The 25,035-nt window shown below is 71.7% G+C and carries 24 protein-coding genes; 11 read left to right on the top strand and 13 right to left on the bottom strand.

Annotated features, from left to right (window positions below; translation table 11 throughout):
• Positions 1-187: 187 nt before the first annotated feature.
• From OG344_RS04480 to OG344_RS04460, 5 genes are all read right to left on the bottom strand, one after another.
• Entirely contained in the window at positions 188-544 is a 357-nt protein-coding gene (locus tag OG344_RS04480) for a hypothetical protein (RefSeq protein WP_117409250.1), read from the bottom strand.
• A complete protein-coding gene (locus tag OG344_RS04475; RefSeq protein WP_405087091.1) occupies positions 541-1,002 on the bottom strand; it encodes a hypothetical protein in 462 nt (153 codons plus the stop codon). The genes OG344_RS04480 and OG344_RS04475 overlap by 4 nt, the downstream gene beginning before the upstream one ends.
• A gap of 97 nt (positions 1,003-1,099) precedes the next feature.
• On the bottom strand, positions 1,100-1,960 hold the full coding sequence (locus OG344_RS04470) for a bifunctional 5,10-methylenetetrahydrofolate dehydrogenase/5,10-methenyltetrahydrofolate cyclohydrolase (RefSeq protein WP_405087090.1): 861 nt from the start codon (positions 1,958-1,960) through the stop codon (positions 1,100-1,102).
• Entirely contained in the window at positions 1,957-2,616 is a 660-nt protein-coding gene (locus OG344_RS04465; protein ID WP_405087089.1) for a cyclodeaminase/cyclohydrolase family protein, read from the bottom strand. Before OG344_RS04465 ends, OG344_RS04470 begins: the two co-directional genes overlap by 4 nt.
• Before the next feature lie 67 nt (positions 2,617-2,683).
• Positions 2,684-3,628, bottom strand: coding sequence for an EamA family transporter (locus OG344_RS04460; RefSeq protein ID WP_405087088.1), 945 nt, complete (start codon positions 3,626-3,628; stop codon positions 2,684-2,686).
• A gap of 97 nt (positions 3,629-3,725) precedes the next feature.
• Between OG344_RS04460 and OG344_RS04455 the strand changes: the two genes are divergently transcribed.
• The 6 genes from OG344_RS04455 (at position 3,726) to OG344_RS04430 (ending at position 7,038) form a co-directional block, all read left to right on the top strand.
• A complete protein-coding gene (locus tag OG344_RS04455) occupies positions 3,726-4,226 on the top strand; it encodes a MarR family winged helix-turn-helix transcriptional regulator (RefSeq protein ID WP_405087087.1) in 501 nt (166 codons plus the stop codon).
• Positions 4,227-4,341: 115 nt separating this feature from the next.
• Positions 4,342-4,848 (top strand): hypothetical protein, encoded by a 507-nt coding sequence (locus OG344_RS04450; RefSeq protein WP_327047986.1) that lies wholly within the window; start codon positions 4,342-4,344, stop codon positions 4,846-4,848.
• Between the two features lie 225 nt (positions 4,849-5,073).
• Positions 5,074-5,823, top strand: a complete 750-nt coding sequence (locus tag OG344_RS04445; RefSeq protein WP_405087086.1) for a transposase family protein — start codon at positions 5,074-5,076, stop codon at positions 5,821-5,823.
• Positions 5,711-5,965: an EndoU domain-containing protein gene (locus OG344_RS04440; protein WP_405087085.1), complete on the top strand. Its 255-nt coding sequence runs from the start codon at positions 5,711-5,713 to the stop codon at positions 5,963-5,965. The genes OG344_RS04445 and OG344_RS04440 overlap by 113 nt, the downstream gene beginning before the upstream one ends.
• A gap of 5 nt (positions 5,966-5,970) precedes the next feature.
• Positions 5,971-6,420, top strand: coding sequence for a hypothetical protein (locus OG344_RS04435; protein ID WP_405087084.1), 450 nt, complete (start codon positions 5,971-5,973; stop codon positions 6,418-6,420).
• 384 nt (positions 6,421-6,804) lie between these two features.
• Positions 6,805-7,038, top strand: coding sequence for a TetR family transcriptional regulator C-terminal domain-containing protein (locus OG344_RS04430; RefSeq protein WP_327047983.1), 234 nt, complete (start codon positions 6,805-6,807; stop codon positions 7,036-7,038).
• Positions 7,039-7,075: 37 nt separating this feature from the next.
• On the opposite strand, the gene OG344_RS04425 is transcribed toward OG344_RS04430, so the two are convergent.
• The 6 genes from OG344_RS04425 to OG344_RS04400 all read right to left on the bottom strand — a co-directional run bounded on the left by OG344_RS04425 (position 7,076) and on the right by OG344_RS04400 (position 13,999).
• Positions 7,076-8,026 (bottom strand): sulfotransferase domain-containing protein, encoded by a 951-nt coding sequence (locus tag OG344_RS04425; protein ID WP_405087083.1) that lies wholly within the window; start codon positions 8,024-8,026, stop codon positions 7,076-7,078.
• Positions 8,023-9,330 carry a lipopolysaccharide biosynthesis protein gene (locus OG344_RS04420; RefSeq protein WP_405087082.1) on the bottom strand — a complete coding sequence of 436 codons (1,308 nt, stop codon included), beginning with the start codon at positions 9,328-9,330 and terminating at the stop codon, positions 8,023-8,025. Before OG344_RS04420 ends, OG344_RS04425 begins: the two co-directional genes overlap by 4 nt.
• Complete coding sequence (locus OG344_RS04415; protein WP_405087081.1) at positions 9,318-10,175, bottom strand: sulfotransferase domain-containing protein; 858 nt, start codon at positions 10,173-10,175, stop codon at positions 9,318-9,320. The genes OG344_RS04420 and OG344_RS04415 overlap by 13 nt, the downstream gene beginning before the upstream one ends.
• A 64-nt stretch (positions 10,176-10,239) precedes the next feature.
• A complete protein-coding gene (locus OG344_RS04410) occupies positions 10,240-11,241 on the bottom strand; it encodes a hypothetical protein (RefSeq protein WP_405087080.1) in 1,002 nt (333 codons plus the stop codon).
• Positions 11,238-12,638 (bottom strand): hypothetical protein, encoded by a 1,401-nt coding sequence (locus OG344_RS04405; RefSeq protein ID WP_405087079.1) that lies wholly within the window; start codon positions 12,636-12,638, stop codon positions 11,238-11,240. Before OG344_RS04405 ends, OG344_RS04410 begins: the two co-directional genes overlap by 4 nt.
• Positions 12,635-13,999 carry a Wzz/FepE/Etk N-terminal domain-containing protein gene (locus OG344_RS04400; RefSeq protein ID WP_405087078.1) on the bottom strand — a complete coding sequence of 455 codons (1,365 nt, stop codon included), beginning with the start codon at positions 13,997-13,999 and terminating at the stop codon, positions 12,635-12,637. Before OG344_RS04400 ends, OG344_RS04405 begins: the two co-directional genes overlap by 4 nt.
• A 296-nt stretch (positions 14,000-14,295) precedes the next feature.
• Here OG344_RS04400 and OG344_RS04395 point away from each other — a divergent pair, with 296 nt between their 5' ends.
• The 4 genes from OG344_RS04395 to OG344_RS04380 all read left to right on the top strand — a co-directional run bounded on the left by OG344_RS04395 (position 14,296) and on the right by OG344_RS04380 (position 18,859).
• On the top strand, positions 14,296-15,363 hold the full coding sequence (locus tag OG344_RS04395; protein ID WP_405087077.1) for a glycoside hydrolase family 26 protein: 1,068 nt from the start codon (positions 14,296-14,298) through the stop codon (positions 15,361-15,363).
• A gap of 163 nt (positions 15,364-15,526) precedes the next feature.
• Complete coding sequence (locus OG344_RS04390; RefSeq protein WP_405087076.1) at positions 15,527-16,387, top strand: alkaline phosphatase family protein; 861 nt, start codon at positions 15,527-15,529, stop codon at positions 16,385-16,387.
• 4 nt (positions 16,388-16,391) lie between these two features.
• Entirely contained in the window at positions 16,392-17,777 is a 1,386-nt protein-coding gene (locus OG344_RS04385) for an MFS transporter (protein WP_405087075.1), read from the top strand.
• A gap of 23 nt (positions 17,778-17,800) precedes the next feature.
• The gene (locus OG344_RS04380) at positions 17,801-18,859 is read left to right on the top strand and encodes a TolB family protein (protein WP_405087074.1); all 1,059 of its coding nucleotides are present in this window, start codon (positions 17,801-17,803) and stop codon (positions 18,857-18,859) included.
• A gap of 118 nt (positions 18,860-18,977) precedes the next feature.
• On the opposite strand, the gene cysC is transcribed toward OG344_RS04380, so the two are convergent.
• A complete protein-coding gene (cysC, locus tag OG344_RS04375; protein ID WP_405087073.1) occupies positions 18,978-20,264 on the bottom strand; it encodes an adenylyl-sulfate kinase in 1,287 nt (428 codons plus the stop codon).
• 123 nt (positions 20,265-20,387) lie between these two features.
• On the bottom strand, positions 20,388-21,119 hold the full coding sequence (locus tag OG344_RS04370; RefSeq protein ID WP_405087072.1) for a methyltransferase domain-containing protein: 732 nt from the start codon (positions 21,117-21,119) through the stop codon (positions 20,388-20,390).
• A gap of 353 nt (positions 21,120-21,472) precedes the next feature.
• Here OG344_RS04370 and mfd point away from each other — a divergent pair, with 353 nt between their 5' ends.
• Positions 21,473-24,982, top strand: coding sequence for a transcription-repair coupling factor (gene mfd / locus OG344_RS04365; RefSeq protein WP_405087071.1), 3,510 nt, complete (start codon positions 21,473-21,475; stop codon positions 24,980-24,982).
• Positions 24,983-25,035 lie beyond the last annotated feature (53 nt).

Here is a 25,035-nt window from a genome sequence, read left to right as displayed (position 1 = left end):
AAACGCACAACCGGATCTGCTAGATGGTCGGTTCCTCAGACATCGGCACATGTCCTTCCCGGCGGCGCTGCGCCGCCCCGCCGCGGAGAAGAGGAGGTGGCCGGGTTCCGCCTTCCTCGGGGGACGCTACCAAACGGGTTTCGCGTCGGCAGCGGCGCTTGTAGTGGCCCCTGGGGGAATGTCGCGGTCAGGCGTCGGTGTCCTTGGGATGGCGAGTCGAGGCGTAGACGAGGTAGACGGTGCGCCGGGACTCGTCGACCAGGTAGCGGACACGACCGCCCGCGGTGACCTCGTACTCCCACTGGGGGTAGTCGCGGCCGCCGAGCGATCCCGTCGCAAGGCGGCCACGCAGGCGATGCTGCCGGTCGGGGTCATTCTGTGACAGCGGGTCGGCGCGTAACGCCTCGAAACAGCGCCGGGTGTTCCCGGCCGCATCCGTGCACAGGTCGCTCCAGCCTTTGGCGGCCTCGCTGGTGGCGAAGCGCAGATGCCACTCGTCGCCGACCGGCGGTGGAGCCACCGCGTCTCCGCGCTTGGGGCTCACGGCGCGAGCACCTCGCCGTGGTCCTCGTCCGGAAGCGGCCGGGTGAGCTGTGCGGTCAGAGCCGGACTCGCCAGTATTCGGGCTGTGGCCCGCCACTCGACGATGACCCGGTGCAGTGTCGCGTGCACGTCCAGATCTATCGCGTCATGAGTGGCATCGAGAAGGTCCTGGATGAACTGCTGTCTCTCGTCGCCGGACAGGTGCCTGACCCAGGGGAAGACGCGGGGCAGGGCGTGCAGAACGACCTGCGTGCCCTCTTCGCTGGACAGGAGCGCCGAGACCATGCGGGCCGCGACCTCGGCGGTCTCCTCGCGTTCGCGGTCGTGACGAGCGGTGGAGATGAACAGATCCTCCCCGTCGCGCCGCTTGATATGCACGCGGTGAACCCGCTCCACCGTCTCGGCGACGCGCTTGGAGTGCTTCGACAAGTCGGAGAACGGGACAGTCGGCATGGTCATGCCTCATACTACTTCGGAACACGTTCCGAAGTGAAGAGCCGTGGGCGCGACGCCTTACCTCCCAGCGGCGGGGTGGACCTGCGCGACGACGGCTTGATCAGCGGGGGCCGGGACAAGTACGGTCCGCGGCGTGGACGGTGTGGCGCAGCAGGAGGGCGGTGGTCACCGGGCCGACGCCGCCGGGCACGGGCGTGAGCGCTCCGGCCCTCTCGGCGACCGCGACGGCGTCCACGTCGCCGACCAGGCCGCCGTCCTCGGTGGGGTTGGTGCCGACGTCCACCACGACCGCTCCCGGCCGTACGTGCTCGGCGGTGATCAGGCCGGCGCGGCCGACCGCGGCGACGACCACGTCGGCCGTGGAGGTGACGGCGGCCAGGTCCCTCGTACGGGAGTGACAGACCGTCACGGTGGCGTTCCGGTCCAGCAGGAGGTGGGCGGCGGGCTTGCCGACGACGGTGGAGCGGCCGACCACGGCGACGTGCCGGCCGGCCAGGTCGATCCCGTGGTGGTCGAGGATCGCGACGACCGCCTCGGCGGTCGCCGGGGCGAACGCGGGCAGTCCGGCGGCCAGGCGGCCGAGCGAGAGCGGGTTAGCGCCGTCGACGTCCTTTTCGAACGCGATGGCGCCGGCCAGGTCCTCAAGCCTGGCCCCCTGCGGCAGCGGAGTCTGGAGGATGATCCCGTTGACGGTGTCGTCGGTGCTCAGCGACGCCAGCCTGTCGCGGATCAGGGCGGGTCCGGCCTCCGCGCCGAGGTCGACGATCTCGCACATGATCCCGGACTTCTCGGCGGCCCGGGCGATCGAGCGGACGTACCAGGCGCTGGACTCGTCCGCCGTGGCGACGACGACCGCGAGCTTCGCCGGGGCCCCGGCCGCCGCGAGTTCGGCGGCCCGCCCGGTGGCCTCGGACCGGATGGACGCGGCGAGTTCCTTGCCGGACAGCACGCGGGCGCTCATCCGGCGATCTCCTCCCGTACGGCGGCGGTGACCCGCTCGGCACGCGCGGCGACGCCGTCCACCTCCGCCGCCTCGGCGGCCAGCCCGGCGCGGACCTTCTCGTCCTTGATACCGCCCAGGTTGATCTCGATGTTCACCCGGGCGGTGGTCGCGGCGGCCCGCGCGGCCTCAGTGGCGGCGGCGATGTCGGAGACGACGTTGCGGTTGGCGACGGGTAGCAGTTCCTCGGCGATCTCGACGGCCCGCCGGGCGACGTCGACCACCTTCGCCGGCACGGTGCCCGCCACCACCAGGGCCCGCGCGATGGCGGCGGACCGGGCGTCCTTCGCCTCGTCGGTGTCCTTGGGCAGCTTGTAGGCATTGGCCACCGCCCCGAAGGCCGCCGCGTCGTCCTCGGCCAGGCGCAGGGCCTCCGACCGCAGCACGTCGGTCTCGCCGATGATCCGTTCGACCAGGGACGTGTGCTCGGCGTACTTCTCGCCGGTGCTGTAACGCGCGACCATCCCCAGCAGCGCCACGGCCTGGGCGGCCTGCAGGGCCGCCGCGGCGCCTCCGCCGGGCGCCGGCACCCGGTCGGCGAGGTGGAACAGGAAGTCGCCGATCGTCTCCTCGCGCATCGCGCCGCCCTCCGCTTGTCTCTCCGCTCGTCGCAGCACAGCGTGAAAATCTTCGCACGCCCGTCCGGGCGCCCGGCCCCCGCGTACGCGTGTCGCCTGCGGAGAGTCAGGAGGTTACGGCCTTGAGATCGTTCAGCGGGACGGATCCACCGCCCGGGGCGGCGGGCCGTACGGGAGGGGACGCGGGGGCCTGGCCGAGCAGGGTGCCGGCGAGGGCGAGGGCCATGCCCAGCAGCTGGATCGGGGTGAGGGCCTGGCCGAGCGCCGCCCAGCCGATCACGGTGGCCGACACCGGGCTGAGCAGGGCCAGGAAGGCGACCGAGGTCGCGGGGAGCCGGGAGATGCCGCGGAACCAGATCCAGTACGCGCAGGCGGTGCCGACGATCCCGAGATAGGCGTAGCCCAGGACGTTCTCGCTGGTCAACGCTGGCGGTGCCCCTTCGATGAGCAGGGCGACCGGGAGGAGCAGCAGCCCGCCCGCGGTCAGTTGCCATCCGGTGAGCGCGAGGGCTCCGACGCCCTCGGGACGGCCCCAGCGCTTGGTCAGCACCGTTCCGGCGGACATGGAGGCGGCCCCGGCGAGCCCGGCCAGCACCCCGATCACGTCGAGCCCCGCGTCGGCGCGCAGGACGACCAGGCCGACGCCGGCCAGCCCGGTGAGGCCGGCGAGCAGTTTCCGGCCGGTCGGCCGTTCGGCGAGCAGGGCGCGGGCGAAGGCGAGCGCGAACAGCGGGCCCGCCGCGCCCAGCACGGCGGCGACGCCGCCGGGCAGCCGGTACGCCGCGAGGAACAGGAACGGGAAGAACGCCCCGATGTTCAGCACGCCGAGCGTCGCCGCCCGCCAGATCCACTCACCGCGTGGCAGCACGCGGGTGACGGCGAGCAGCCCGAGCCCGGCCGGTAACGCCCTGGTCAGCGCGGTGAACAACGGGCGGTCCGGCGGCAGGAACTCGGTCGTCACCGCGTACGTCGAGCCCCAGACCAGTGGGGTCAGCCCGGTGACCGCCAGAGTGCCCGCGATCGACATGGACGTGCGGTTCGCGGCTCCCATGATTACTCCTCCGTTGATAATCTCAACGTTGAGATAAAAACATGCAAGAAGCTTTAACGTCAAGTAAGCGAACGTTGAGATATATGGAGGGGTGTCGATGGGCGACGCCGTGGACCTGTTGCTGGATCAGTGGCGGCGGGAACGGCCGGACGTGGACCCCTGGCCGATGGGCGTCGTCGGGCGGGTCTCGCGGCTGGCCAAGCTGCTGGACCGGGAGTTGAAGGAGTTCTTCGCGTCGTACGGGCTGGAACACTGGGAGTTCGACGTGCTCGCGACGCTCCGCCGCTCGGGCCCGCCGTACGAGCTGGCGGCGGGCGCCCTGGTCAAGGCGGCGATGGTGACTTCCGGCGCGATCACCAACCGGGTCGACCGGATGGTGGCCAAGGGGCTGGTCGATCGGCTGCCGGACGAGGAGGACCGCAGGTCGGTCCGGGTGCGGCTCACCGACCGCGGGCTCGCGCTCGTGGACGAGATGCTGGCGCCGCACGTCGCGAACGAGGAGCGCCTGCTCGCCGCCCTCGACCCCCGCGACCGCGACCACCTGGCCGACGCCCTGCGCACCCTCCTCGCATCCCTCGGCGACACCACACTCGGATAGCGAGAGATCTTGCCCGGCGGCCGTATCCTTTCACGCCGGCTACGCACGCGATCATCGTTCGAAATCCAAACGGGACATTCAAGACTGCATATCCGGTACTCTAATCATCGGTCGGGTGAAGATGACTTTTCGTATCGTGTTAGAAGGGCCCGTACTTCGTGATGAGGTCCTATTTGTTGACCCGGCCGAGGATCTGGAAGAGTTCGATTCAGTGATCATGTACTCATGTGAACTGTTGTCCGAAACGGACTGCCGTCTCTTGGTCGGCGGGTTCGGGCAGGATGTTTGGCCAGTAAGTATTGATTACGATCTGTCTACGATTCTCGAACAGTTGCCGACGCTTATTGCAGATCTTAGGGCTGGGCAATTGACCGAATTGGATTTCTATGCTCAAGGGGTTCAGAGAATTTTGGATTTTATTCCCGATGGGGAGATGCTGAGGATAAGGTGTCGCTCGGGAACTTCCTGGACTCCTGAGCCGGAATTCGAGGTAGCAGCCAAAGAGGACATTGTCTCTATGTTGACTCGACTTGCAAGTGATTTCGCTTCAATTCTGCAACGAGTTGCCCCCAGTATTGGTACCTTGATGCCATTTCCGCAATGGGCTGCAGGAAGATTGTGATGGTATCGCAGCCGCGATTATCTCTCAGTGGGGTCGTGACGAGTGGGCCCGGTTCCTCGGACTGTCCGCGATCAGGGCGATTTCAAGGTCGCCGCTCTGGGGCGAGTGTGTCTTGGTGTCCGGATCGGTTTTGGTCACCTAGCGTGATGCTGAAACGAGGATGACCTTCCGTTCGAGATCATGGGAGTTCTCTACGCTGCCAAGATCCGAACAAGAAGGTCATCGGTGTCAGTCTCCCATGTCTCTGCTCTGCCGTCGCTGCTGGAGGCCCTTTCGGGCCTGACCGATCCGCGTAAGCGGCGCGGGGTACGGCACACGCTGGGCTCGGTGCTCGCGGTGGCGGTGGTTGCGATCTTGGGAGGGGCGTGCAACTACCGGGACCTGGGCTCGCATGCCCGTGATTTCTCCCCCCGGCTACTCGAACTGCTGGGAGCGCGGTGGCATCCACTGCGCAGACGGCACTCCCCGCCCGGCGCCGGCACGCTGCGCCGCGTCTTGCTCGCGGTGGACGCCGACGCCCTGGATCACGTGATCGGGCAGTGGCTGAGAGCGCACGCCGCCTGCGACGGCGACGGCTGGGCGGTCGCGCTGGACGGCAAGGACCTGCACGGGGCGTGGAACGACGAGGGCCGGCTGGTGCTGTTGTCCGCCTTGATGCACCGAAGTGGCAAGCGGGGCGCGGTCACGCTCGCCCACGTCCAGGTGCCCGCCGACACCACCGAGGTCACCCAGGTCAAGGCCGTGCTGGAGGGCGTCGACACCGCCCGGGCGCTGGTGACGGCGGACGCCGCGCACACCTGCGCCACCACGGCCCGCCACCGGCGCTTCGCGGCTGGGGGCGAGTTAACTAACCAGGGGAGGCATGAGACATTTCTTGCTGCGCCATCACCCCCGCTATTGGAATGGATCCGCAAAGGAGACCCAGTCCTTCTTTCCGAAGAATTGGTCTGTCCAGGATATACAGGAGAGAATTGAGGAGATTATGAGACAGAACTCGGCGGACCTCGCTGCAGGAGTGGGACAAAAGGGAAAGAGGCAAATCTCGGGAACATATAGAGGGCGAACGTGCCCTGTTGGTTTCAAAAATGGCAAGATCGGTCAATTCTACTGCAAGTGAGGAATGTGAAGATTCCGCGCGGCGCCACAGGCATCTTCGATCGGCGCGATAAACCCTCCTGGATTTCCTTCGAGGAGGTGGTATCGACTGCTCACTTGGTCGCTCTTGTGCTTCATCTTAGAGTGAGGCAAGCGGCTGACGGAGAAGGGAGTTTCTGGCCGTTTGTCATCGAAGATAGCAAGCGCCCGATCGCGATGCTATTTCATAAGGTCATTCCCGTTGTGGCGCTCGCTGAGCCGCCGGGCCCGGGTGACATGGAATATGATTTTATCGATCATGATCAAATTTCGGATATGCTATCAAATTCCGGCCCCTTTAGAGTTCTTGGTAAAGAGATGCTGGATGCTCCAATTGAATCATGTGATCTAGCGGAACTGGGAAGGATTGAGCGGAAACTGGTTTCCTTCTGGGAACCCAACACGGTAGGTGAATTGCTCTTCAACCTATGGGATTAGCTGGGATTGGTTGTCGCTTACTGTAAAATGCGGAAGTCCTTGTATATCTCAAAGGGGAGAATATTGGCGACGATCGGATTGGGTCGGGCCCGGTGAAGGTCTCCGCTTGGCGGAGGTTCCTGTCTGATCGTCCCGTTCGTCTTGTCTTTACGGCGTGAGTGCCGCCCGATGCGTTCGGGTGGGCGGCGGCTTCCCCGGGGTCCGCGGGTGGTGTGATCACTCCTTCCTATCTCGGCGGGACACGTATGTGCCCTGCTCAGATCGGTGCGGGCAGGGCGCACAGCCGCTGCCAGCAGATCAGGAACGCTTCCTTCCATGGCCAGGTGGCGCTGAGTTTCAGGATGCGGCGGCGGGCGTGGGTGACGAGCCGGGCGGGCAGGTGCCATGGTGATTGCGCCGCGTGGGCTGGAGAACCTGGTCGCCGACCTGATCGCGCAGGGCCAGGAAACCGGTCAGGTGCCCCGGGACATCGACGCCGCGGCGGAGGCCGCGTTCCTGGTGGCAGGCGCCGAGGGGATGCAGTCGAGCATTCTGCTGAGGCAGCGGGTCGCTGAGGACGCCGTAGCCGTGATCGACCACCAGCTCGCCCGCGTCTTCACCAAGACGAACTGTGAGTGACCGCCTCCTCGAACACCTCGGCCGCCACCACCACTGTTCAGCCGGATACCGCCGGATCGGTCAGGGCTCGTACGCGGGTGGCGTCTGCGGCGGGGAGGGAAGGCGAGGCGAGGGCCTGGCGGGAGTCCATCGGACGGAAGGCCGTGCGGGACAGGCCGGTCCAGGTGAACGCGGAACGGGCCGGGGCACGGCGGGACGTGCAGGCGGCCGCGACGCGGCGGGCGGCGCGATCGGTCCAGGGCAGGCCGCACCAGGCGTACAGGTCGCGGAAACCGTCGAGCGGCGCCGCACACAGGTCCTCGTACCGCACGACCAGGATGCCGCCGGTACGGCCGGCCACCGTGCGAACGACCTGGTGAGCGACGCGCCACAGCATGGCCGCCCCCGCGATCACGTCCAGACCGCCGACGACGGACTCCAGCTCCGCGACGTACGGATGGTCGCGGACCAGGAGCGGCTGGCTCAGCAGTTCGCGGACGTCCACCGACCAGCCGAGCCGCCGCCAGCTTCCGGCGAACGACACGGGGTCGCGGACCACGACGACCACCCGGCAGCCGAGGCGGCCGGCGAACCATTCGGCGGACAGCAGCGCGAACGGGTCGTCGAGCAGCGCCCGCCGCGCGAGCAGCCGGCCGAGGGTGAAGGCGGTGCCGTATTTGGCCATTCTGGCGAGGTCGCCGGGCCGGTGGTTGCGGCGCAGTTCCGCCGGCCAGCCGTAGCGCAGTGCGACCGTACGGGAGAACGCCGTCAGCCAGGGCGCCTCGTCGTCCGGGCAGATGTACTGGAACCGGTGCGTGACGGACGCGTCGAGCACGCCGGGGGAGCGGCCGGGCGGGCGCTGCGGGTTGAGCGGTTCGTTGACGTAGACCAGGCGGCCGCTCGCCGTGAGCATCCGGCCCACCCAGCTCGTGCCGCTGCGCGGCAGGCCCGTGACCAGCACAGGCGGCCCAGCCGCGCACCCGTACGGCGACGCGGGTAACGGCATCATGGCGTCCGCGCCACAGGACCCAGGCCGAACGGACGCAGGCCGTAGCGCCGGGAGACCTGCACGGCGGGCAGCAGGTTCTTCACCAGCACCCCGCCCGACCAGCCGAGCGCGGCTCCCAGCGCGCCGTACGCGGGGACGAGCAGCACGTCGAGGGCGACCGTGACGGCGACGGCCGCGGACACGTTCGCCAGACTGGCCGCCGTACGCCCGGCCGCCACGAGGACGACGTCGACCATCCCGCAGGCCGTGGCGACCATCATCGTGGCCGACAGGACGAGCGCGATCGCGACACCCCCCGCGTACGCGGGCCCGAACAGCGACAGCGCCCACGGCGCGAGCGCCGCGTACCCCAGCCAGAGCGGCCACGTCAGCCCGACCAGCCACCTCGTCGTGGTCCGATACACCCTCCCGGCCGTGGTTGAGTCGCCCTCCGCCAGGGCTCTGACCAGGCGGGCCTGCGCGGCCTGGGCGAGCCCCTGACCGGCGAGCTGTCCCACCACCTTGAAGCGGGTCGCGGCGGTGTAGACGGCCGCGGCGGCCGGCCCGGCGAGCAGCGCGACGACCACAACGTCGAGCCGCTGGAACACCGACTGCACCGCCGCCGCCACCGACCGGGGCGCGGTGTGCCGCCAGAAGGCGCGCAGGTCTCCCACGTCGTACGGCCCGAGCCCGCGCAACCGGACGGCGGCGAGCACCGCGCAGGCCACGGAGGGCAGTGCCCAGGCCGCCGCCAGCACCGCCGGCGGAGCCCCGGCGAGGACGGCCGCGGTGACGAGGGCGAGCTGCCCGAGCGGCTGGACGGCCCCGGAGATCAGCAGCGTCGGCCGCATCGTGCCGAGGCCGCGGGTGGCGCAGACCAGCACGTCCGAGAGGACCACGAACGGCAGGGCGGCGGCCAGCACCGCCCAGACGCCGGGGGACACGCCGGTCAGCCCGGCCAGCGGAGCCGCCGCCAGCCAGACCCCGGCCGCGGCCACGCACGACAGCGCCGCCACCGGGGCCAGGACCCCCCGCACCGATCCCGCCGACCCGGCGTTCCGCGCCGGCCTCGTACGGCTCCCGGCGAGGGCGTGGACGAGGCCGTTGCCGGTGTCGAGGCGTACGACGCCCGCGAGCATCAGGCACGCCGTGGTGGCCGTGAAGAACGCGCCGGCGGCGCGGGGTTCGAGCGTCCGCGTCACCACCAGCACGATCGCGAACTGCCCGATCGCGGCGGTCGCGGCGGCGGACAGACCGGCGACACCGTGCCGCACCAGGCCGCGCCGGAGCAGCCCCCGGCGCACCACCCCGGTCAGCGGCGCCATGACGGGTCGGCTCCCAGCCACCGGACGAGCAGGGCGTCCCATGGCTCGAAGTGCTCGTTCAGTCGGCGGCGCACCGACTCGGGCACGACGCCCGTACGCGGCCGGGCGTTGTGCCGCGCGAACTCCACGCCGCCGATCCGGGGCAGGTCCAAAAATTCCAGCACCCGGTCGTACGCGGAGCCCGGGTCGTCGAACATCCGCCCGCTGTCGAGGACGAGGATCCGGTCGCGGCCGAAAAGGGGCTCCAGCCGGGCCAGTTGCTCGGCGTACCGTCCCCGGGCCAGATAGGCGTGGTGCCGGTGGGCCGCGCTCACGTAGCCGGGTACGTCCCGCAGCCGTTCGATCTCTCCGGCCAGGCGGAGCGGTTCGAGCTCGACGGCGCGCTCGAAGCCCGGCTCGGTCTCGTAGCCCCGCGCCAGCTCGTGCGCGTGGGCGGAGCAGGCCCGCTCGACCGGGTCCCGGACCAGGACGATCAGCTTGACGCCGGGCAGGTCGGCGGCGATCCGGGCGCCCGCGAGCGGATGAAAGAGGTAGTAGGGGGTGGATTCGAAGGCCTGGACGCGCCCGCCGTGCCTGCGGCCCAACGCCCGCGCCGTGGTCACCAGCGGGAAGTGGGCGCGATACCAGGGAAGGCCCCGGTCGTAGGCCATGTCGAAGTAGTGGACGCCCTTGCGCAGAACCGGCTTCATGACGAGCGGGTGGTGTGACAGCGCGCGGTAGAGCGAGGTCGTGCCACACCGCTGCGCCCCGGCGATGAGGAACGACGGGAGCACCCGCGCCTCCGTGGTGAGCCGTCCGGCGGCGAACGAGACCGCGTGGGCCGAGCGCTTAAGTACGGACGTCACCGTCGCCCCTTCCACAGTCCCGGGATGGAAGCTCGCCCGCGCGATCGGGCGCGTCCGACAGGTTTCACAGCAGGCACTCCAGGTGGTCGATGGCGGGGTTGAGCCAGGTGGCGGGGGACCCGAGCGGCTCGTGGCCGTCGCGGCGGTGCCGTTCGGCGAGGGTGATCAGATAGTGGGCCGCCGTACGACGCGCTCCGGCGGCGTCGGCGCCGAACGGCTCCAGGATCCGGCCCGCCTGGGCCAGGCAGGCGCGGGCCGCGACCGGGGGAGGCATCCGGCGCAGCGCCCGGTGGAAGAAGTGGTGCAGCGCGTCGAAGCCCACGGGCACGCCGACGGCGAACCGCTCCCAGTCCCACACGAGCAGCCGTCCGTCCGGGCCCGCCGCCGTGTTCCACGCGGTGAAGTCCCCATGCCACGCCGCGGTCCGGTCACGGTCCGCGTGCGGGTCACCGGGCGGCCCGTCCTGATGCCTGGGCCCCGCCGTCCCGGTCCCGGTGCGGGGGCCGAGGGCGGCGATCTCCCGTACGGCCGAGGCGAGCAGGCCGGGCGGTACTCGCCGGGACGTGACGGGCAGAGGTGACAGCGCCAGCACCTCCAGGCCACGCCACACACCTTGATGCAGCACCGTGGGCGGCGCGACGACCTTGAGCGCCCGATCGGCGAGCCCGCGCAGCACCTCGCCCTCGTGCCGCACCAGCGCGCGGGCCCGCTCCGAAGCGCCGATCTTCACGAACGCCACGAGCCCGGAGGAGTCGTACGCCTCCAGGACCGGCTTGCGGTTGGCGCGGCGGGCGGGTCTGACGTGGACGACGACGCGCACGCGGCGGCCGAGGACCTCGCTCAGGTGCGTCTCGATCGTGCCGGACGCCCCGCCGGTCCGCAGGCCGCGGCCCAGAGCCGCGTGCCACCACGCGCGGGGGACCACCCGCCGGGGCACGAGGCGGTGCGGCAGCACGGTGCGCGCCGTCACCCCGGCGGGCCGGTCACCGTCACGTTCTCCACCGGCCGGGAACAGCTCTTCCAGGACCTCGTCGAGGTAGCGAAGACGGATGGTCGCGTCTCTCATGACCGCCGCCGATCGTCGAGGTGCACATAGGTGGCTGTCGTGGCTCCGTTGCGCCACAGGAGGGCGAAGGAGATCAGGTAGAGGGTCAGGGCACTCACCAGTCCGTCGTAGACGACCATGTAGAGCAGCACGAGGAGCATCACGAGCGTCCCGGCCTTGCCGATCGGCGACCGGTCGGCCCAGTAGCGCCGCACCGCGCCGGCGAAGAAGGCGACGTACAGCAGCGCCCCCGTGAAGCCCTGGCTGATCAGCAGCAGCCACAGGTGCCCGTCGCTGCCCAGCGGCGGATGGCCGCAGTCGGGGCACCACGCGCTGCGGCCCGTCGTGACCGTGCGGTGGCTGCCGTACGCGGTGCGGGTGTTGCCGAAGCCGATGACCGGAGACGTGGCCGCGACCCGGACCGTGGTCGCGATCGTGAAGGCCCGGATGCCGTTGCTCTGGGGATTGTCCAGGCGCTGCGCGACGATCCCGCTCAGCGGCGACAGCAGGAAGGCGACCCCCGCGACGGCCGCGACCAGGCCCGAGAGGAGGGGACGCCCGCCCCGGACGGCCACGTACGCCGCCGAGACCCCGAGCCCGATCCACAGGCCCCGGTTGAGCGAGTAGACGACCGGGACCGCCGCGACGGCGAGCAGCAGCACGGCCGCCGCCCGCCGGTACGGCCCGCCGTAGGTCCACCAGCCCACCACGAACCAGATCACCAGCACCGAGACGTCGCTGCCCCAGGCGTTGGCCCACTCGAACGGCGCCTCCGGACGCGGCGAGGCGTGCCCGAGCACGTGCTGCACCTGGGCCGCCGTCGGATGGATCAGGTTGGCGACGAACGGGTTGCCGCCGAGCCACGACGGCAGCGCCATCTCCAGCGGCGAGGTGAACTCGAAGCGCGGGACGAGGACGCCGAGCAGCCCGCCCGCGACGGCCGTCAGGAACAGCGCGCCGAGCCACCTCACCAGCGTGCGCTGCGGCAGCTCCTCCAGAGTCAGGTTGCCCAGGTAGAGAACCATGACGAGAAGCGAGACGTAGACCGCGAGCCGCATCAGATAGCCGATGACCCGGCCGGTGTTGAGCTCGCCGTAGGTGCCGTCCGGGGTCTCGGCGAGCGTGAGCGCGCTGACCAGGTAGCCCGTGAGCAGCAGCGCCCACAGGCCGAAGCCCTTCGGCGCCCTGATCGGACGCCTGCGCCACAGCACCACCGCCATCGGCACGGCCAGCACCACCACCGACAGGGCCCCCAGGCCGAGCGCCCACCAGAGCGGATAACCCAGCAGGAGCGCCCCGATCGGCCACGCCGCCGCGGACGCCCGCGCCGCTCCGCTCACCGGCCCGTCCACCGGCGCGCGGTGCCTGCCGCGCTTCGGCTCCCGTACGCCGGCGGGCGGTACCAAGAGTGACGTCAAGCGCTCCACCTCGTGGGCTCGGTGATGGGCCCAGTGGTGGGCGCGGGAGCGGGTGCCGTGAATCCCCGGGGCATGGTGACCACGCCGAGCACCCGCGCTCCCTGCCTCCTGAGTTGCCGTACGGCCTGGAGGACCTCGGTGGAGGTCGTCCGCCTGAGGCCGACGAGCAGCAGGGCGGAGTCCGGGTGGGCGGCCCGGCCGGTCACGACCGTCACCGGCACGAGATGGGCGAGCGTGCCGCCGAGTCCCCGGGCGATCTGCCTGGCCACGCCGTCGGCGCCGGCTCGCCGGGCTCCGCCGTCGGCCCCCACCCGCCTTGTCCGGGTGCCGTCCCCGCCCCGCCGAGACCCGGCGGTGTCGGCCCCGACGCCTTCGACGAGCAGCCGGTGCGGGCCGCCGCCCAGGGACGTGGCGACGGCGGCGGCCATCTCGCCGAGGAACTCCGGGCCCGGTCTGGCCGGCAGTTCGGCGAGCAGGGGCAGGCCGCACATCCGCTCGACGTCCGCGCAGGTGCGCAACCGCGTGTCCGTACGGTCGCGGGCGAAGGCGGCGCCCGCCCCCGCGAGTATCCCGAGGAACAGACCGCTGCCCAGGAAGAGCGATGGGCTGGGGCTGCTGGGCCGGATCGGCGGCCGGGCCGGGCTGATCACCGTGCCCGGCGTGACCGCGACCGTCCTGAGCGCGTCGTGGCGCAGGGTGAGATCCGACACCTGCCGGGCGAGCACGGCCTGCCGCCGGGCCGCTCCCAGCCGGGCCGCCGGATCACCCTGCCCCGCCGTGCGAGCGGTCCGCCCGGCCGTCTGCCCGGTCTGCGCGGCCGCCTGAGTGGTCCCGGCGGCCCCGTCCAGGTCGTCCTCGACCTGGCGCAGCCGCGCGGAGATGAGCTTGAGCTGGGCGGCGAGCGCGTCCTCGGCGGCGCGGGCGCGATTGTGCAGATACGCCTCCGCGTACGCCTGGGCGCCCGCCGCCGCGGCCATGGGATCGTACGCCGTGTAAGAAATGGAGAGAATGGCGGAATTGGGTGGCACGTCCACCATGACGTGTTCCCGTAATTCCTCCGCGTCCTGATATTTCAGAGTTCTGGCGGCAACGGCGGAGACGACCGCCGAGCGGGCGATCTGTGATTCGGTGTCGAGATTGAGTGGTTCGCGTTGCCGGGTGCTCGGCGTATTGAGTTGGTCCTGTATGCCGGTCGGCAGCACCTGCACCTGGGCGACCGCGGTGTACCGCGCGGGGGCCACCGCCAGCGCCGCCGCCCCGCCGCCCACTCCGGCCAGCAGGCAGGCGGCCACGACCAGCCGCCTGCGCCAGAGCACCGAACCGTACTCCCCGATGTCGCGGCTGTGCGGCGGCAGGCTCATGGACCTCTCCGTGCGCTCGTTCGTCACCCCGCCGCGGTCGCGGCACAGCGGCGGCACGCCGTCGGAGACGGGCGCGTCCGCGGTCCGGGCGGCCCTCCGGCCTGACCCGATTTCGAACTATAGGCGGCGGCGGACTTTCGCCCCGGGCTATTGCTGAATTCCCTCGGGACAATGGCCGCCAATTAGCTACTTAAAACGCACTATTTCCGTACACATGAGATGAGGAAAACGGCCTCGGAATCCGGGGAGTCGGTGGGATGGTGTTCACCCATCCATTGCGGGGACAGGGGGGCGCGATGAGACGGATCGCCGGCGTGGCCGTACTGGTGGCGGGGGCGTGCCTGACGGCCTGCGGGGGCACCGCGACGGGCGGCACCACGACGGGGCGGCCGGGAGCCGGCGCGGGGCCGGGAAAGCCGGGGGACGGCGCCGCGCGAGCGGCGGGCGCCTGCGCGGTCACGGACAAGCTGATCCCGACGTGCGGCGTGTGGTGGGGGATCGCGCCCGACGTCTTCTCCGGGCGCGGCCCGGTCCGCGCGATCGAGCTCGCCGAGCGGCGGATGGGCCGCAGGGCCGACATCGTGCACGTCTATCACCGGGGCGGCGAGCTCTTCCCGACCGCGGAGGAGCGGGAGGTCGCGAAGGGGCCCCGCCTGCTGCTGGTCAACTGGAAGCCCGCGCTCGACCACACCTGGGCGGAGGTCGCCCGCGGCGACGTGGACGGGCGGATCGACCGGCTCGCCGAGCACGTCAGGCGCACCTTCCCCGGCCGGTTCTTCCTCACGATCCACCACGAGCCGGAAAACGACGTGCGCGAGGGCGGGGGATACACGGCGGCCGACTACACCGCCATGTTCCGCCACGTCGTGACCCGTCTGCGGGAGCGGGGCGTGCGCAATGCGGTGACCGTGATGACCTACATGGGCGCGCCCAACTGGACGGCCAGGCCGTGGTTCGGCCGGCTCTACCCGGGTGACGACGTGGTCGACTGGGTGGCGTTCGACCCCTACGCCGACGGCCGGGTGGGCGACTTCGCCTCGCTGGTCGACAAGACCCGCCCCGACGTGCCGGGGTGGCCGGGGTTCTACCGGTGGATGCAGGCCAGGTTCCCGGCCAAGCCGATCATGGTCGCCGAGTGGGGCGCGTTCGAGCGGCCGGACGCGCCGCACTTCAAGCGCGACTTCTTCGACTCCGTCGCCCGCCAGATCGGGAACTATCCGCAGATCAAGGCGCTGGTCTACTTCGACTCGCCGCTGGCGCCCCGGGGGGACACCCGGTTCGACACCACACCCGGCGCCACCCGGGCGTTCGCCCAGCTCGGCCGGGACCGCCGCTTCACCTCCACACCGGTGCCGGCCTCCTGACCCGCCCTGCCGCCACAGCGCCGCGCCGCGAGGCCGTACGGGATCCAAGCGACAGGAGGGCTTCACCCACCGTTCGGCCCGGCTTAACGTCGGGCGAGCGGTCCCCGTCACGACGCGCTCCTAGCCTGAGCCGGTCGCAGACACCCCCCAGTGGAGGACAGCCATGCCGTCCCGCCGGATCACCGCTCTCGCCGCCGCCCTCACGCTGTCCGCCGCCTCCCTGGGCCTGTGGGCCACCGGAGGCATCGGCGCCCGGGCGGCCACGTTGCCGACACCCGACCACACGGTGGTCGTGGTCTTCGAGAACCACGCCTACTCCCAGGTCGTCGGCAGCTCCAGCGCGCCGTACATCAACTCGCTGAAGAGCGGCGGGGCCAACCTGACCGCCTTCTACGGCGAGACCCACCCCAGCCAGCCCAACTACTTCGCCATGTTCTCCGGGTCGACGCAGGGCATCACCGACGACTCCTGCTACACCCCCGGCTTCAGCTCCAAGCCCAACCTGGCGTCCGAGCTGATCGCGGCGGGCAGGAGCTGGGCCAGTTACAACGAGACGCTGCCCAGCCAGGGCTCGACCACGTGCAGCAGCGGGAAGTACGCCCGCAAGCACAACCCCTGGTTCGGGTTCTCCAACGTGCCGACGTCCACCGCGTACACGTTCGCCCAGTTCCCCACCGACTTCACCAAACTGCCGGCGGTGTCGTTCGTCGTCCCGAACCTGTGCAGCGACATGCACGACTGCTCGGTGTCCACCGGCGACACCTGGCTGAAGAACAACCTCGGGGCGTACGCGACCTGGGCCAAGACCCACAACAGCCTGCTCGTGGTCACCTTCGACGAGGACGACCGGCTGAGCGGCAACCGCATCGCCACCGTGCTGTACGGGCAGCCGGTGCTGGCGGGATCGTCCTCCGGAACCACCTACAACCACTACAACCTGCTGCGGACCATCGAAGACATGTACGGCACCGCCCACGCGGGCAACGCGGCGTCGGCGTCGGCCGTCTCCGGCGTCTGGAACTGACCGCGTGTACCTCGCGGACAGCCGCGGCACGCCCGCCGTCGTCCCGCACCGGGGACGGCGGTGGGCGGCCGTCCCGGGAACCGTGCTGGCCCTGGGCGCGGTGAGCCTGATCACGGACGTGTCGGCGGAGATGGTCACCGCCGTGCTGCCGCTCTATCTCGTCTCCGCGCTGGGGCTGTCCCCGCTCGGCTTCGGGGTGCTGGACGGCGTCTACAACGGGGTCGGCGCCCTCGTGCGGCTGGCCGGAGGCCACCTCGCCGACGGCGGGGGCGGGCGGCACAAGGCGGTCGCCGTGGCCGGCTACGGCCTGTCGGCGCTGTGCAAGCCGCTGCTGCTGGTCGCCCACACCCTGCCGGTGATCGGCGCGGTGCTGGCGCTCGACCGTACGGGCAAGGGCCTGCGCACCGCGCCCAGGGACGCCCTCATCTCGCTGGCCACTCCGCCCGAGCGCCGGGGGCGGGCGTTCGGCGTGCACCGGGCGATGGACACCACCGGAGCCCTCTGCGGGCCGATCCTGGCGTTCCTGGTGCTCGGCGTGGCGGCGGAGGGCTACGACGCCGTCTTCACGGTCAGTTCCTGCGTCGCCGTGCTGGGCGTGGTGGTGCTGGTGCTCTTCGTCCCCGCCCGCCCCGCCACCGCCGCCGCTGACACCGCCGCCGCTGACACCGCCGCCGCGAACGCCGCCACCGCTGACACCGCCGCCGCGAACGCCGCCGCCGGGAGTGCGGCGACCTCCGGCCCGCTCCGGGTGACCGCGCTCCTGCGGATGCCCGGCGTACGGCGGCTGGCGGCGTGCGCGGTGCTGCTGGGGCTGACGACGGTGAGCGACTCCTTCGTCTACCTGCTGCTGCAGCGCAGGTTCGCGGTGCCCGCGCAGTGGTTCCCCCTGCTGCCGCTCGGGACCGCGGCCGCCTTCCTGCTGCTGGCCGTGCCCCTCGGCGTCGTCGCCGACCGGATCGGCCGGCGGAGGCTGTTCCTGCTCGGGCACCTGGCGCTGCTCGCCGCGTACGGGGTCGTGCTGGCCGTCCCCGGCGGGCCGCTGCCGGTGGTGGCGGTGTCGGTGGTGGCGGTGCTCGTCCTGCACGGCGCCTTCTACGCGGCGACCGACGGCGTGCTGGCGGCCGCGGTCGCCGGGCTCGTGCCGGACGCGATGCGGGCGAGAGGGCTGGCCCTGGTGGGCACCGGCCAGGCCCTCGCCCGGTTCGCCTGCTCGATCGCCTTCGGCGCCGCCTGGACGGCCTGGGGCGACGGCCCGGCCCTCGCCGTCGCGACCGCGGCGCTGGCGATCTCCACCCCCGTCGCGATCGCCGCACTGCGCCCCTCCACGGGCCCCTCAGCGGGCTCCCCCACGGGCCCCGCCGGGACCCCCTCCCGGCAGCGGGCGACCTGAGCGTGCGCCGAGAAGGGAACCCCGTGCCCGGCCCACCCCACGTGCCCGGCTTACCGCCCGCGACCCGCCCACCCCGCCTGACGGTCCTGCTGGCCGCGGTCCTGCTCCTCGGAGGACTGTCCGTCTGGGCGGTGGTGCACGCCGCCGCCCGCGCGGAGAGCCGGGGCCTGGCCAGGGCGGGGGAGCCCGCCGCTGCTCCTGGAGCGGTCACACTCGCGGCGGGACCCGAGCGCAGGATGCTCTTCCGGACGATGGAGTGGGGTCCGCACCGCGACGAGGTGGTCTCCGTGCCCGCGGACGACCCGGGGGCCCCGCGCGTCTCGGCGGGGGTGCGGTGCCTGCGCTTCCACGCCTCGTCCGGCACCGGCTCCTGTCTGCAGGCCGTGCACGGCTCACTGGGCGACACCTACCGGGCCGTGGTGCTCGACGCGCGCCTGCGGGTGCGGCGAGCGTTCCCCCTCGCCGGAATCCCCACCCGCACGAGGGTCTCGCCGTCCGGCCGCATGGCGGCCTGGACCGTCTTCGTGAGCGGCGACTCGTACGCGGGGACGAACTTCTCCACCCGCACCTCGATCCTGGACACGCGCACCTGGTCCCTGCAGGACAGCCTGGAGACCTACCGCGTCGTCAAGGACGGCCGCCCCTATCACGCGGCCGACGTCAACCTGTGGGGGGTGACCTTCGCCGACGACGGCCACTTCTGGGTCACCCTCGCCACCGGGGGCCGGACGTGGCTGGCCCGCGGCGACGTCGCGGCCCGCAGCCTGACCACGGTCCGGCAGAACGTGGAGTGCCCGTCCCTCTCCCCGGACGGCACCCGCGTCGCGTTCAAGAAGCGGGTGTCCGGCCTGCCCGAGGACGCGCCGTGGCGGCTCTACGTTCTCGACCTCCGGACGATGCGGGAGACCCCGGTCGCCGAGCGGCGCAGCGTCGACGACCAGGCGGTGTGGTTCGACGACCGCACACTCGGCTACGCCCTGCCGGGGGACTTCGGCGCCGACGTCTGGACGGCGCCGGCGGACGGCTCGGGCGCCCCGCGCCGCCTGCTCACCGCCGCGCTCGCCCCCGCCGTCGTGGAGTGACCGTTCGTCGAGTGACCGTTCGTCGAGTGGCTGCCGTCGAGTGACGCCGTCGAGTGACCGCCGCCGCCCCCGCCGAAGCCAGGCCCTGTCCGGAAAACGGGTCTACCGGAAAACGGGTCTAACGGATCCAGCCGCCCGAGGCGACGAGGTTCAGCACGGACCCGACCGCGCGTTCGATCGTCATGCCGGTGGTGTCGAGGACGAGGTCGGCGTCCTCCGGCTCCTCGTACGGGTCGGAGACGCCGGTGAACTCCGGGATCAGCCCGGCCCGCGCCTTGGCGTACAGGCCCTTGCGGTCGCGCCGCTCGCACTCCTCCAGCGGTGTGGCCACGTGGACCAGCAGGAAGTCGCCGCCGACCGCCGCGACCATCGCCCGCACCTCGTCGCGGGTCGCGGCGTAGGGCGCGATGGGCGCGCAGATCGCCAGGCCGCCGTGCCGGGCGACCTCGGCGGCGACGAACCCGATCCGGCGGATGTTGCGGTCGCGGTCCTCCCGCGAGAACGTCAGCCCGGCCGACAGCAGGCGCCGTACGACGTCGCCGTCGAGGTAGGTGACGGCGCGGCCGCCCCGCTCCAGCAGCGCGTCGCGCAGCCCCCGCGCGATCGTCGACTTGCCCGAGCCGGAGAGGCCGGTGAAGAACACGACGAGCCCCCGCCGGTGCGGCGGCCCGGGGATCGTGACCGGCGCGGGGCCGGCGTAGTGCTCGGTGGCGCCGTAGTTGCGGGCCACGTGCTCGCGGAGTTCGAGGTCGATCTCGGTGTCCTCGCGCGGCGCGAGCGGCACCGCGACCACCATCGCCCCGGGCAGCCGCTCGGCCGCCTTGAGCGCGGCCCGCACCACCGCGGGACCCTCCTCCCCGAAGACCAGGGGCATCAGGAGCACGGCCGCGTCGAGTTCCTCCGCGGTCGCCGCGACGTCGTCGAGCGCGGCCGAGTCGAGCGGCCCGCGCATGGTCACCGCGAGGACCTCGCCGCCGTCCGGCAGGTCCTTGCGCACCTCCTCCGGAGTACGGCGCAGCCGCGCGAACGGGCCGTACACGGGGGCGTCGAGCGCCTCGACCGGCCCGGCCGCGTGGTGCCCGTCGCGCTCGGTGACGGTCAGCACCGCGACCGCCGCGCCCTCGGGGTCCTTCAGCGTCACGCGGTCGCCGGGCCCGATCTCATCAGGCAGCGCGATGGTGACGGGGTCGGGCCAGGGGGCGCCGCCGGGCAGCCGCCCGCGCCCGGCCACGCTCTCCACCTCCGCGACGGTGAGGAAGCCCGTCAGCGGCGCGTACGCCCCGGACAGCAGCAGCTCAAGGTCGGCCAGCTCACGCGCGTCGGGCGTCCACTCGGTCATCGTTTCCGCTTCGTCGGTCGGTGGGTCGTCGGGGTCAGGAAACCTTACCTCGGAGTACGGCCGCACCCGAGCCCCTCGCACGCGCCCATGAACCCGCGAGGGCCGGACATCGCGGCGACGTCCGGCCCTCTGCCGCGGAACGTGTCGCGGAGCCCCGGTACGAGGACCGGCCTGACGACGGGCGCCGGGTCAGATGAGGCGGGCGAAGTGGTTCTGGGGCCGCCGGATCACCATGGTGATCTCGTCCTCGGTGCCGTTGAGCCCGCCCCGCGAGAGCGCGGCCACAGCCCGGCAGACCAGGGCGACCAGGGTGGGGTGCGGGCCCCGCCGGGCCGAACCGCTCACCGCCGAGTAGTCCTCAGCGATCATGAGCCCGCGCATCAGGCAGTACGCCTGGATGCCCTCGCGCGAGGCCAGCGGCTCGTACACCGCCGGCAGCGGCCCCACGGTCCCGGCCGGGGCGAGCGCCCGCCACACCGTCCGCCTGAACCAGCCGGGGATCGTCCGGTCGCAGAAGCCGTACGCCGACCTGCGGTCGCGCATCTTGAGCAGCAGCAGCCCGCCGGGGCGCAGCCCCGCGACGAGCCGGTCGAGCACGAGCTCGGCGTGGCGGATGCGTTCGAGCAGGAACGACACGTAGACGACGTCGAAGGAGCGCGGCGGGATCGGCACCAGGCGCAGGTCGCCGAGATGACGCGCCTCCAGGTCCCCGCGGGCGGCGGTGCGGGCCCGCAGCGCCGGGAGGTCCTCGTCCACCCCCGTCATCCTGGGCTCGTACCGCCCGACGTCGAGCTCGCCGCCCCGGCCGCACCCGGCGACGAGGATGTCGAGCCGCCGCCCGAGCTGGTCGGTCCACTGCTCGCGGATCCGCTGACTGAACACGTCGTCCTGGTCGGCGGACGACACCCGAACCTCTGTCATGACACCGAGAGTAATCACCCGGCGACTCATCGTTGCGCATTTGCCGTCACCCATCATGTCCGGACCGAGAAGAGAGCGGAGCGAGCGAGTGGACATGCGAAGGGCGCGGCCGTGTCTGGACTGAGGAGCGCGCGGAGCGCGGAACGAGCGGGCACGTACCGAGGCAGGCGCCTGTCGCGCCTTCGGCACGGCCGACGGACCGCAGGCGTCCCCGGATACCCCGAGCGCCCGGACGGAGTGGGCCGGATAAACGGGGGTAGCCTTGGTAGCCGCGGCCCGGTCGGGATCGTCTCGCGGATCGGGCCCGTGTCCGCACGCCTGCTGTCTTAGTCACGGGGCTTTTGAAGGCATTGATGTCTCTTTCCGGACTGCTCGACCTCGTTTCCGCCGAACCAGGGCTGGCCGCCGCGCTCGACGCCGCCGGGCAGTCCGCCGATCCGCGTGCCCAGCTGGGCGCCGACCTGGTGGCGCCGCCCGCGCTGCGGCCGTTCGCCGTGGCCGCGCTGTCCCGCGTACGGCCCGTGCTCGCCGTCACGGCGACCGAGCGCGAGGCGGAGGACCTCGCGGCGGCGCTCACGAGCCTGATCGACGAGAGCACGGTGGCCGTCTTCCCCGCCTGGGAGACGCTTCCGCACGAGCGCCTGTCGCCTCGCAGCGACACGGTCGGCCAGCGCCTGGCCGTCCTGCGGCGGCTGGCGCACCCGATCGAGGGCGACCCGGCCGCCGGGCCGCTGCGCGTCGTGGTGGCCCCGGTCCGCTCGCTGCTGCAGCCGATCGTGTCCGGCCTCGGCGACCTCGCGCCCGTACGGCTGCACGCGGGCGACGACGCCGACCTGGACGCCGTGGTGGCCCGGCTGGTGCAGAACGGCTACCACCGGGTCGACATGGTCGAGAAGCGCGGCGAGGTGGCCGTGCGCGGCGGCCTGCTCGACGTGTTCCCGCCGACCGAGGAGCACCCGCTCCGGCTGGAGTTCTGGGGCGACACGGTCGAGGAGATCCGCTGGTTCAAGGTGGCCGACCAGCGCTCCCTGGAGGTCGCGCGCGACGGCCTGTTCGCCGCGCCCTGCCGTGAGCTGCTGCTGACCGACGACGTACGGCGGCGGGCCCGCGAGCTGGGGGAGGAGCACCCGGCGCTGAAGGACGTGCTGGACCAGCTCGCCGAGGGCGTGCCGGTCGAGGGCATGGAGGCGTTCGCGCCCGTGCTCGCCGGGTCGATGGACCTGCTGCTCGACCATCTGCCGGTGCGGTCGGCCGTGTTCGTCTGCGACCCCGAGCGCATCCGCAGCCGCGCCGTCGAGCTGGTCCGGACGAGCCAGGAGTTCATGGAGGCGTCGTGGATCGCCGCGGCGGCCGGCGGCGAGGCCCCGATCGACCTGGAGGCGGCCTCGTTCCGGACGCTGGAGGAGGTGCGCGACCAGGCCCGCGAGCTGGGCCAGCCGTGGTGGAGCATCGCCCCCTTCGGGGAGGGCGTCGAGCTGGAGGCCCAGGACGTCGAGGCGTACCGGGGTGACACGCAGCGCGCGCTCGCCGACATCAAGGGCTGGCTCGGCGCGGGCCGGGCCGTCGTGCTGCTGAGCGAGGGACACGGCCCGGCCGAGCGGATGGTCGAGCTGCTCCGGGGCGTGGACGTGGCGGCGCGGCTGGTGCCGTCCCTCGACGGCCCGCCGCCCGCCGACGTCGTGCAGGTCACCACCGGGCGGATCGACCACGGGTTCATCGCGCCCGGCGTCGCCGTGCTGACCCACCTCGACCTGGTCGGGCAGAAGGCCTCGACCAAGGACATGCGGCGGCTGCCGTCGCGCCGCCGCAACATGGTCGACCCGCTCCAGCTCAAGGTCGGCGACCACGTGGTGCACGAGCAGCACGGCGTGGGCCGCTACGTCGAGATGGTGCAGCGCACGATCCAGGGCGCGACCCGGGAGTACCTCGTGATCGAGTACGCCAGGGGCGACCGGCTCTACGTGCCGACCGACCAGCTCGACGAGGTCACCCGTTACGTCGGCGGCGAGGCCCCCACGCTCAACCGGATGGGCGGCGCCGACTGGGCCAAGGCCAAGACCCGGGCGAAGAAGGCGGTCAGGGAGATCGCGGGCGAGCTGATCCGGCTCTACTCGGCCCGGATGGCCTCCCCGGGCCACCCCTTCGGCCCCGACAGCCCCTGGCAGCGGGAGATGGAGGACGCCTTCCCGTACGCCGAGACGAACGACCAGCTCGAAGCGATCGACGAGGTCAAGCGCGACATGGAACGGGCGATCCCGATGGACCGCCTGATCTGCGGCGACGTGGGCTACGGCAAGACCGAGATCGCGGTGCGGGCGGCCTTCAAGGCGGTGCAGGACGGCAAGCAGGTCGCCGTGCTCGTGCCGACGACGCTGCTGGTGCAGCAGCACCTGTCGACGTTCGGCGAGCGGTTCGCCAGCTTCCCCGTCACGGTGAAGCCGATCTCCCGGTTCCAGACCGACGCCGACGTGCGGGAGACGCTCGACGGCCTCCGTGCGGGCGGGGTGGACGTCGTGATCGGCACCCACCGGCTGCTGTCGCCGGAGGTCAGGTTCAAGGACCTCGGGCTGATCATCGTGGACGAGGAGCAGCGGTTTGGCGTCGAGCACAAAGAGGCCATGAAGCACATGCGCACGCAGGTGGACGTGCTCGCCATGTCGGCCACGCCGATCCCGCGGACGCTGGAGATGGGCCTCACCGGCATCCGCGAGATGTCGACGATCCTCACCCCGCCGGAGGAGCGGCACCCGATCCTCACCTTCGTCGGGCCGTACGACGAGAAGCAGATCGGCGCGGCGATCCGGCGCGAGCTGATGCGCGACGGCCAGGTGTTCTTCGTCCACAACCGGGTCCGCACCATCGACAAGGTGGCCGCGCGGCTGCACGAGCTGGTGCCGGAGGCGCGGATCGCGGTCGCGCACGGGCAGATGAACGAGACCCAGCTCGAAAAGATCATGGTGGCCTTCTGGGAGCGCGACTTCGACGTGCTCGTGTGCACCACGATCGTGGAGTCGGGCCTGGACGTGCCCAACGCCAACACGCTCATCGTGGACCGGGCCGACAACTACGGCCTGTCGCAGCTCCACCAGCTGCGTGGCCGGGTGGGCCGGGGCCGGGAGCGGGGATACGCCTACTTCCTCTACCCGCCCGAGTCGCCGCTGACCGAGACCGCGCACGAGCGGCTCGCCACGATCGCCCAGCACACCGAGATGGGCGCCGGCATGTACGTCGCGATGAAGGACCTGGAGATCCGCGGCGCCGGCAACATCCTCGGCGCCGAGCAGTCCGGGCACATCGCCGGTGTCGGCTTCGACCTGTACGTCCGGATGATGGCCGAGGCCGTCCAGGAGCAGAAGGCGAAGCTCACGGGGGGCACGCAGACGGAGGAGCGGCCGGACGTCAAGGTCGAGCTGCCGATCAACGCCCACGTGCCGCACGACTACGTCACCTCCGAGCGGCTGCGGCTGGAGGCGTACAAGCGGATCGCGGCCATCGGCTCGGAGGACGACATCGCGGCGGTCCTCGACGAGCTCAACGACCGGTACGGCAGGCCGCCGCGCGAGGTGGACAACCTGCTGGAGGTGGCCCGCTTCCGGATCAACGCGCGGCGGGCCGGGCTGACGGACGTGACGCTGCAGGGCCAGCAGATCAGGTTCGCCCCGGTGGAGCTGAGGGACTCCCAGCAGGTGCGGCTGCAGCGGCTCTATCCCCGGTCGCTGTGGAAGCAGGCCACCAGGACTCTGCTCGTGCCGGTGCCCAAGACCAAGCCGATCGGCGGGCAGCCGCTGCGCGATCTCGACCTGCTGAAATGGTGCGGAGACCTGGTCGAGGCCCTGTTCCTGGAACCGATGCGGGTACAGTGACCCGCGAAATCGTCAACACCACGCCTGGCCGGTGTCGTTCGGGAGGATTGTCC

Origin of the sequence: Microbispora sp. NBC_01389 (assembly GCF_045040095.1) — a bacterium.
Classification (GTDB): Bacteria; Actinomycetota; Actinomycetes; order Streptosporangiales; family Streptosporangiaceae; genus Microbispora.
Note: the sequence above shows the minus strand (reverse complement) of the source record. Positions and strands in the feature narration are given on the sequence as shown.

Bases quoted from the DNA above. Each gene is read 5' to 3' on its own strand.
- OG344_RS04475 (WP_405087091.1), bottom strand. From the start codon at position 1,002: ATGACCATGCCGACTGTCCCGTTCTCCGACTTGTCGAAGCACTCCAAG.
- OG344_RS04470 (WP_405087090.1), bottom strand. From the start codon at position 1,960: ATGAGCGCCCGCGTGCTGTCCGGCAAGGAACTCGCCGCGTCCATCCGG.
- OG344_RS04460 (WP_405087088.1), bottom strand. From the start codon at position 3,628: ATGGGAGCCGCGAACCGCACGTCCATGTCGATCGCGGGCACTCTGGCG.
- OG344_RS04455 (WP_405087087.1), top strand. From the start codon at position 3,726: ATGGGCGACGCCGTGGACCTGTTGCTGGATCAGTGGCGGCGGGAACGG.
- OG344_RS04440 (WP_405087085.1), top strand. From the start codon at position 5,711: ATGAGACATTTCTTGCTGCGCCATCACCCCCGCTATTGGAATGGATCC.
- OG344_RS04430 (WP_327047983.1), top strand. From the start codon at position 6,805: ATGGTGATTGCGCCGCGTGGGCTGGAGAACCTGGTCGCCGACCTGATC.
- OG344_RS04425 (WP_405087083.1), bottom strand. From the start codon at position 8,026: ATGATGCCGTTACCCGCGTCGCCGTACGGGTGCGCGGCTGGGCCGCCT.
- OG344_RS04420 (WP_405087082.1), bottom strand. From the start codon at position 9,330: ATGGCGCCGCTGACCGGGGTGGTGCGCCGGGGGCTGCTCCGGCGCGGC.
- OG344_RS04410 (WP_405087080.1), bottom strand. From the start codon at position 11,241: ATGAGAGACGCGACCATCCGTCTTCGCTACCTCGACGAGGTCCTGGAA.
- OG344_RS04400 (WP_405087078.1), bottom strand. From the start codon at position 13,999: ATGAGCCTGCCGCCGCACAGCCGCGACATCGGGGAGTACGGTTCGGTG.
- OG344_RS04395 (WP_405087077.1), top strand. From the start codon at position 14,296: ATGAGACGGATCGCCGGCGTGGCCGTACTGGTGGCGGGGGCGTGCCTG.
- OG344_RS04390 (WP_405087076.1), top strand. From the start codon at position 15,527: ATGCCGTCCCGCCGGATCACCGCTCTCGCCGCCGCCCTCACGCTGTCC.
- OG344_RS04370 (WP_405087072.1), bottom strand. From the start codon at position 21,119: ATGACAGAGGTTCGGGTGTCGTCCGCCGACCAGGACGACGTGTTCAGT.
- mfd (WP_405087071.1), top strand. From the start codon at position 21,473: ATGTCTCTTTCCGGACTGCTCGACCTCGTTTCCGCCGAACCAGGGCTG.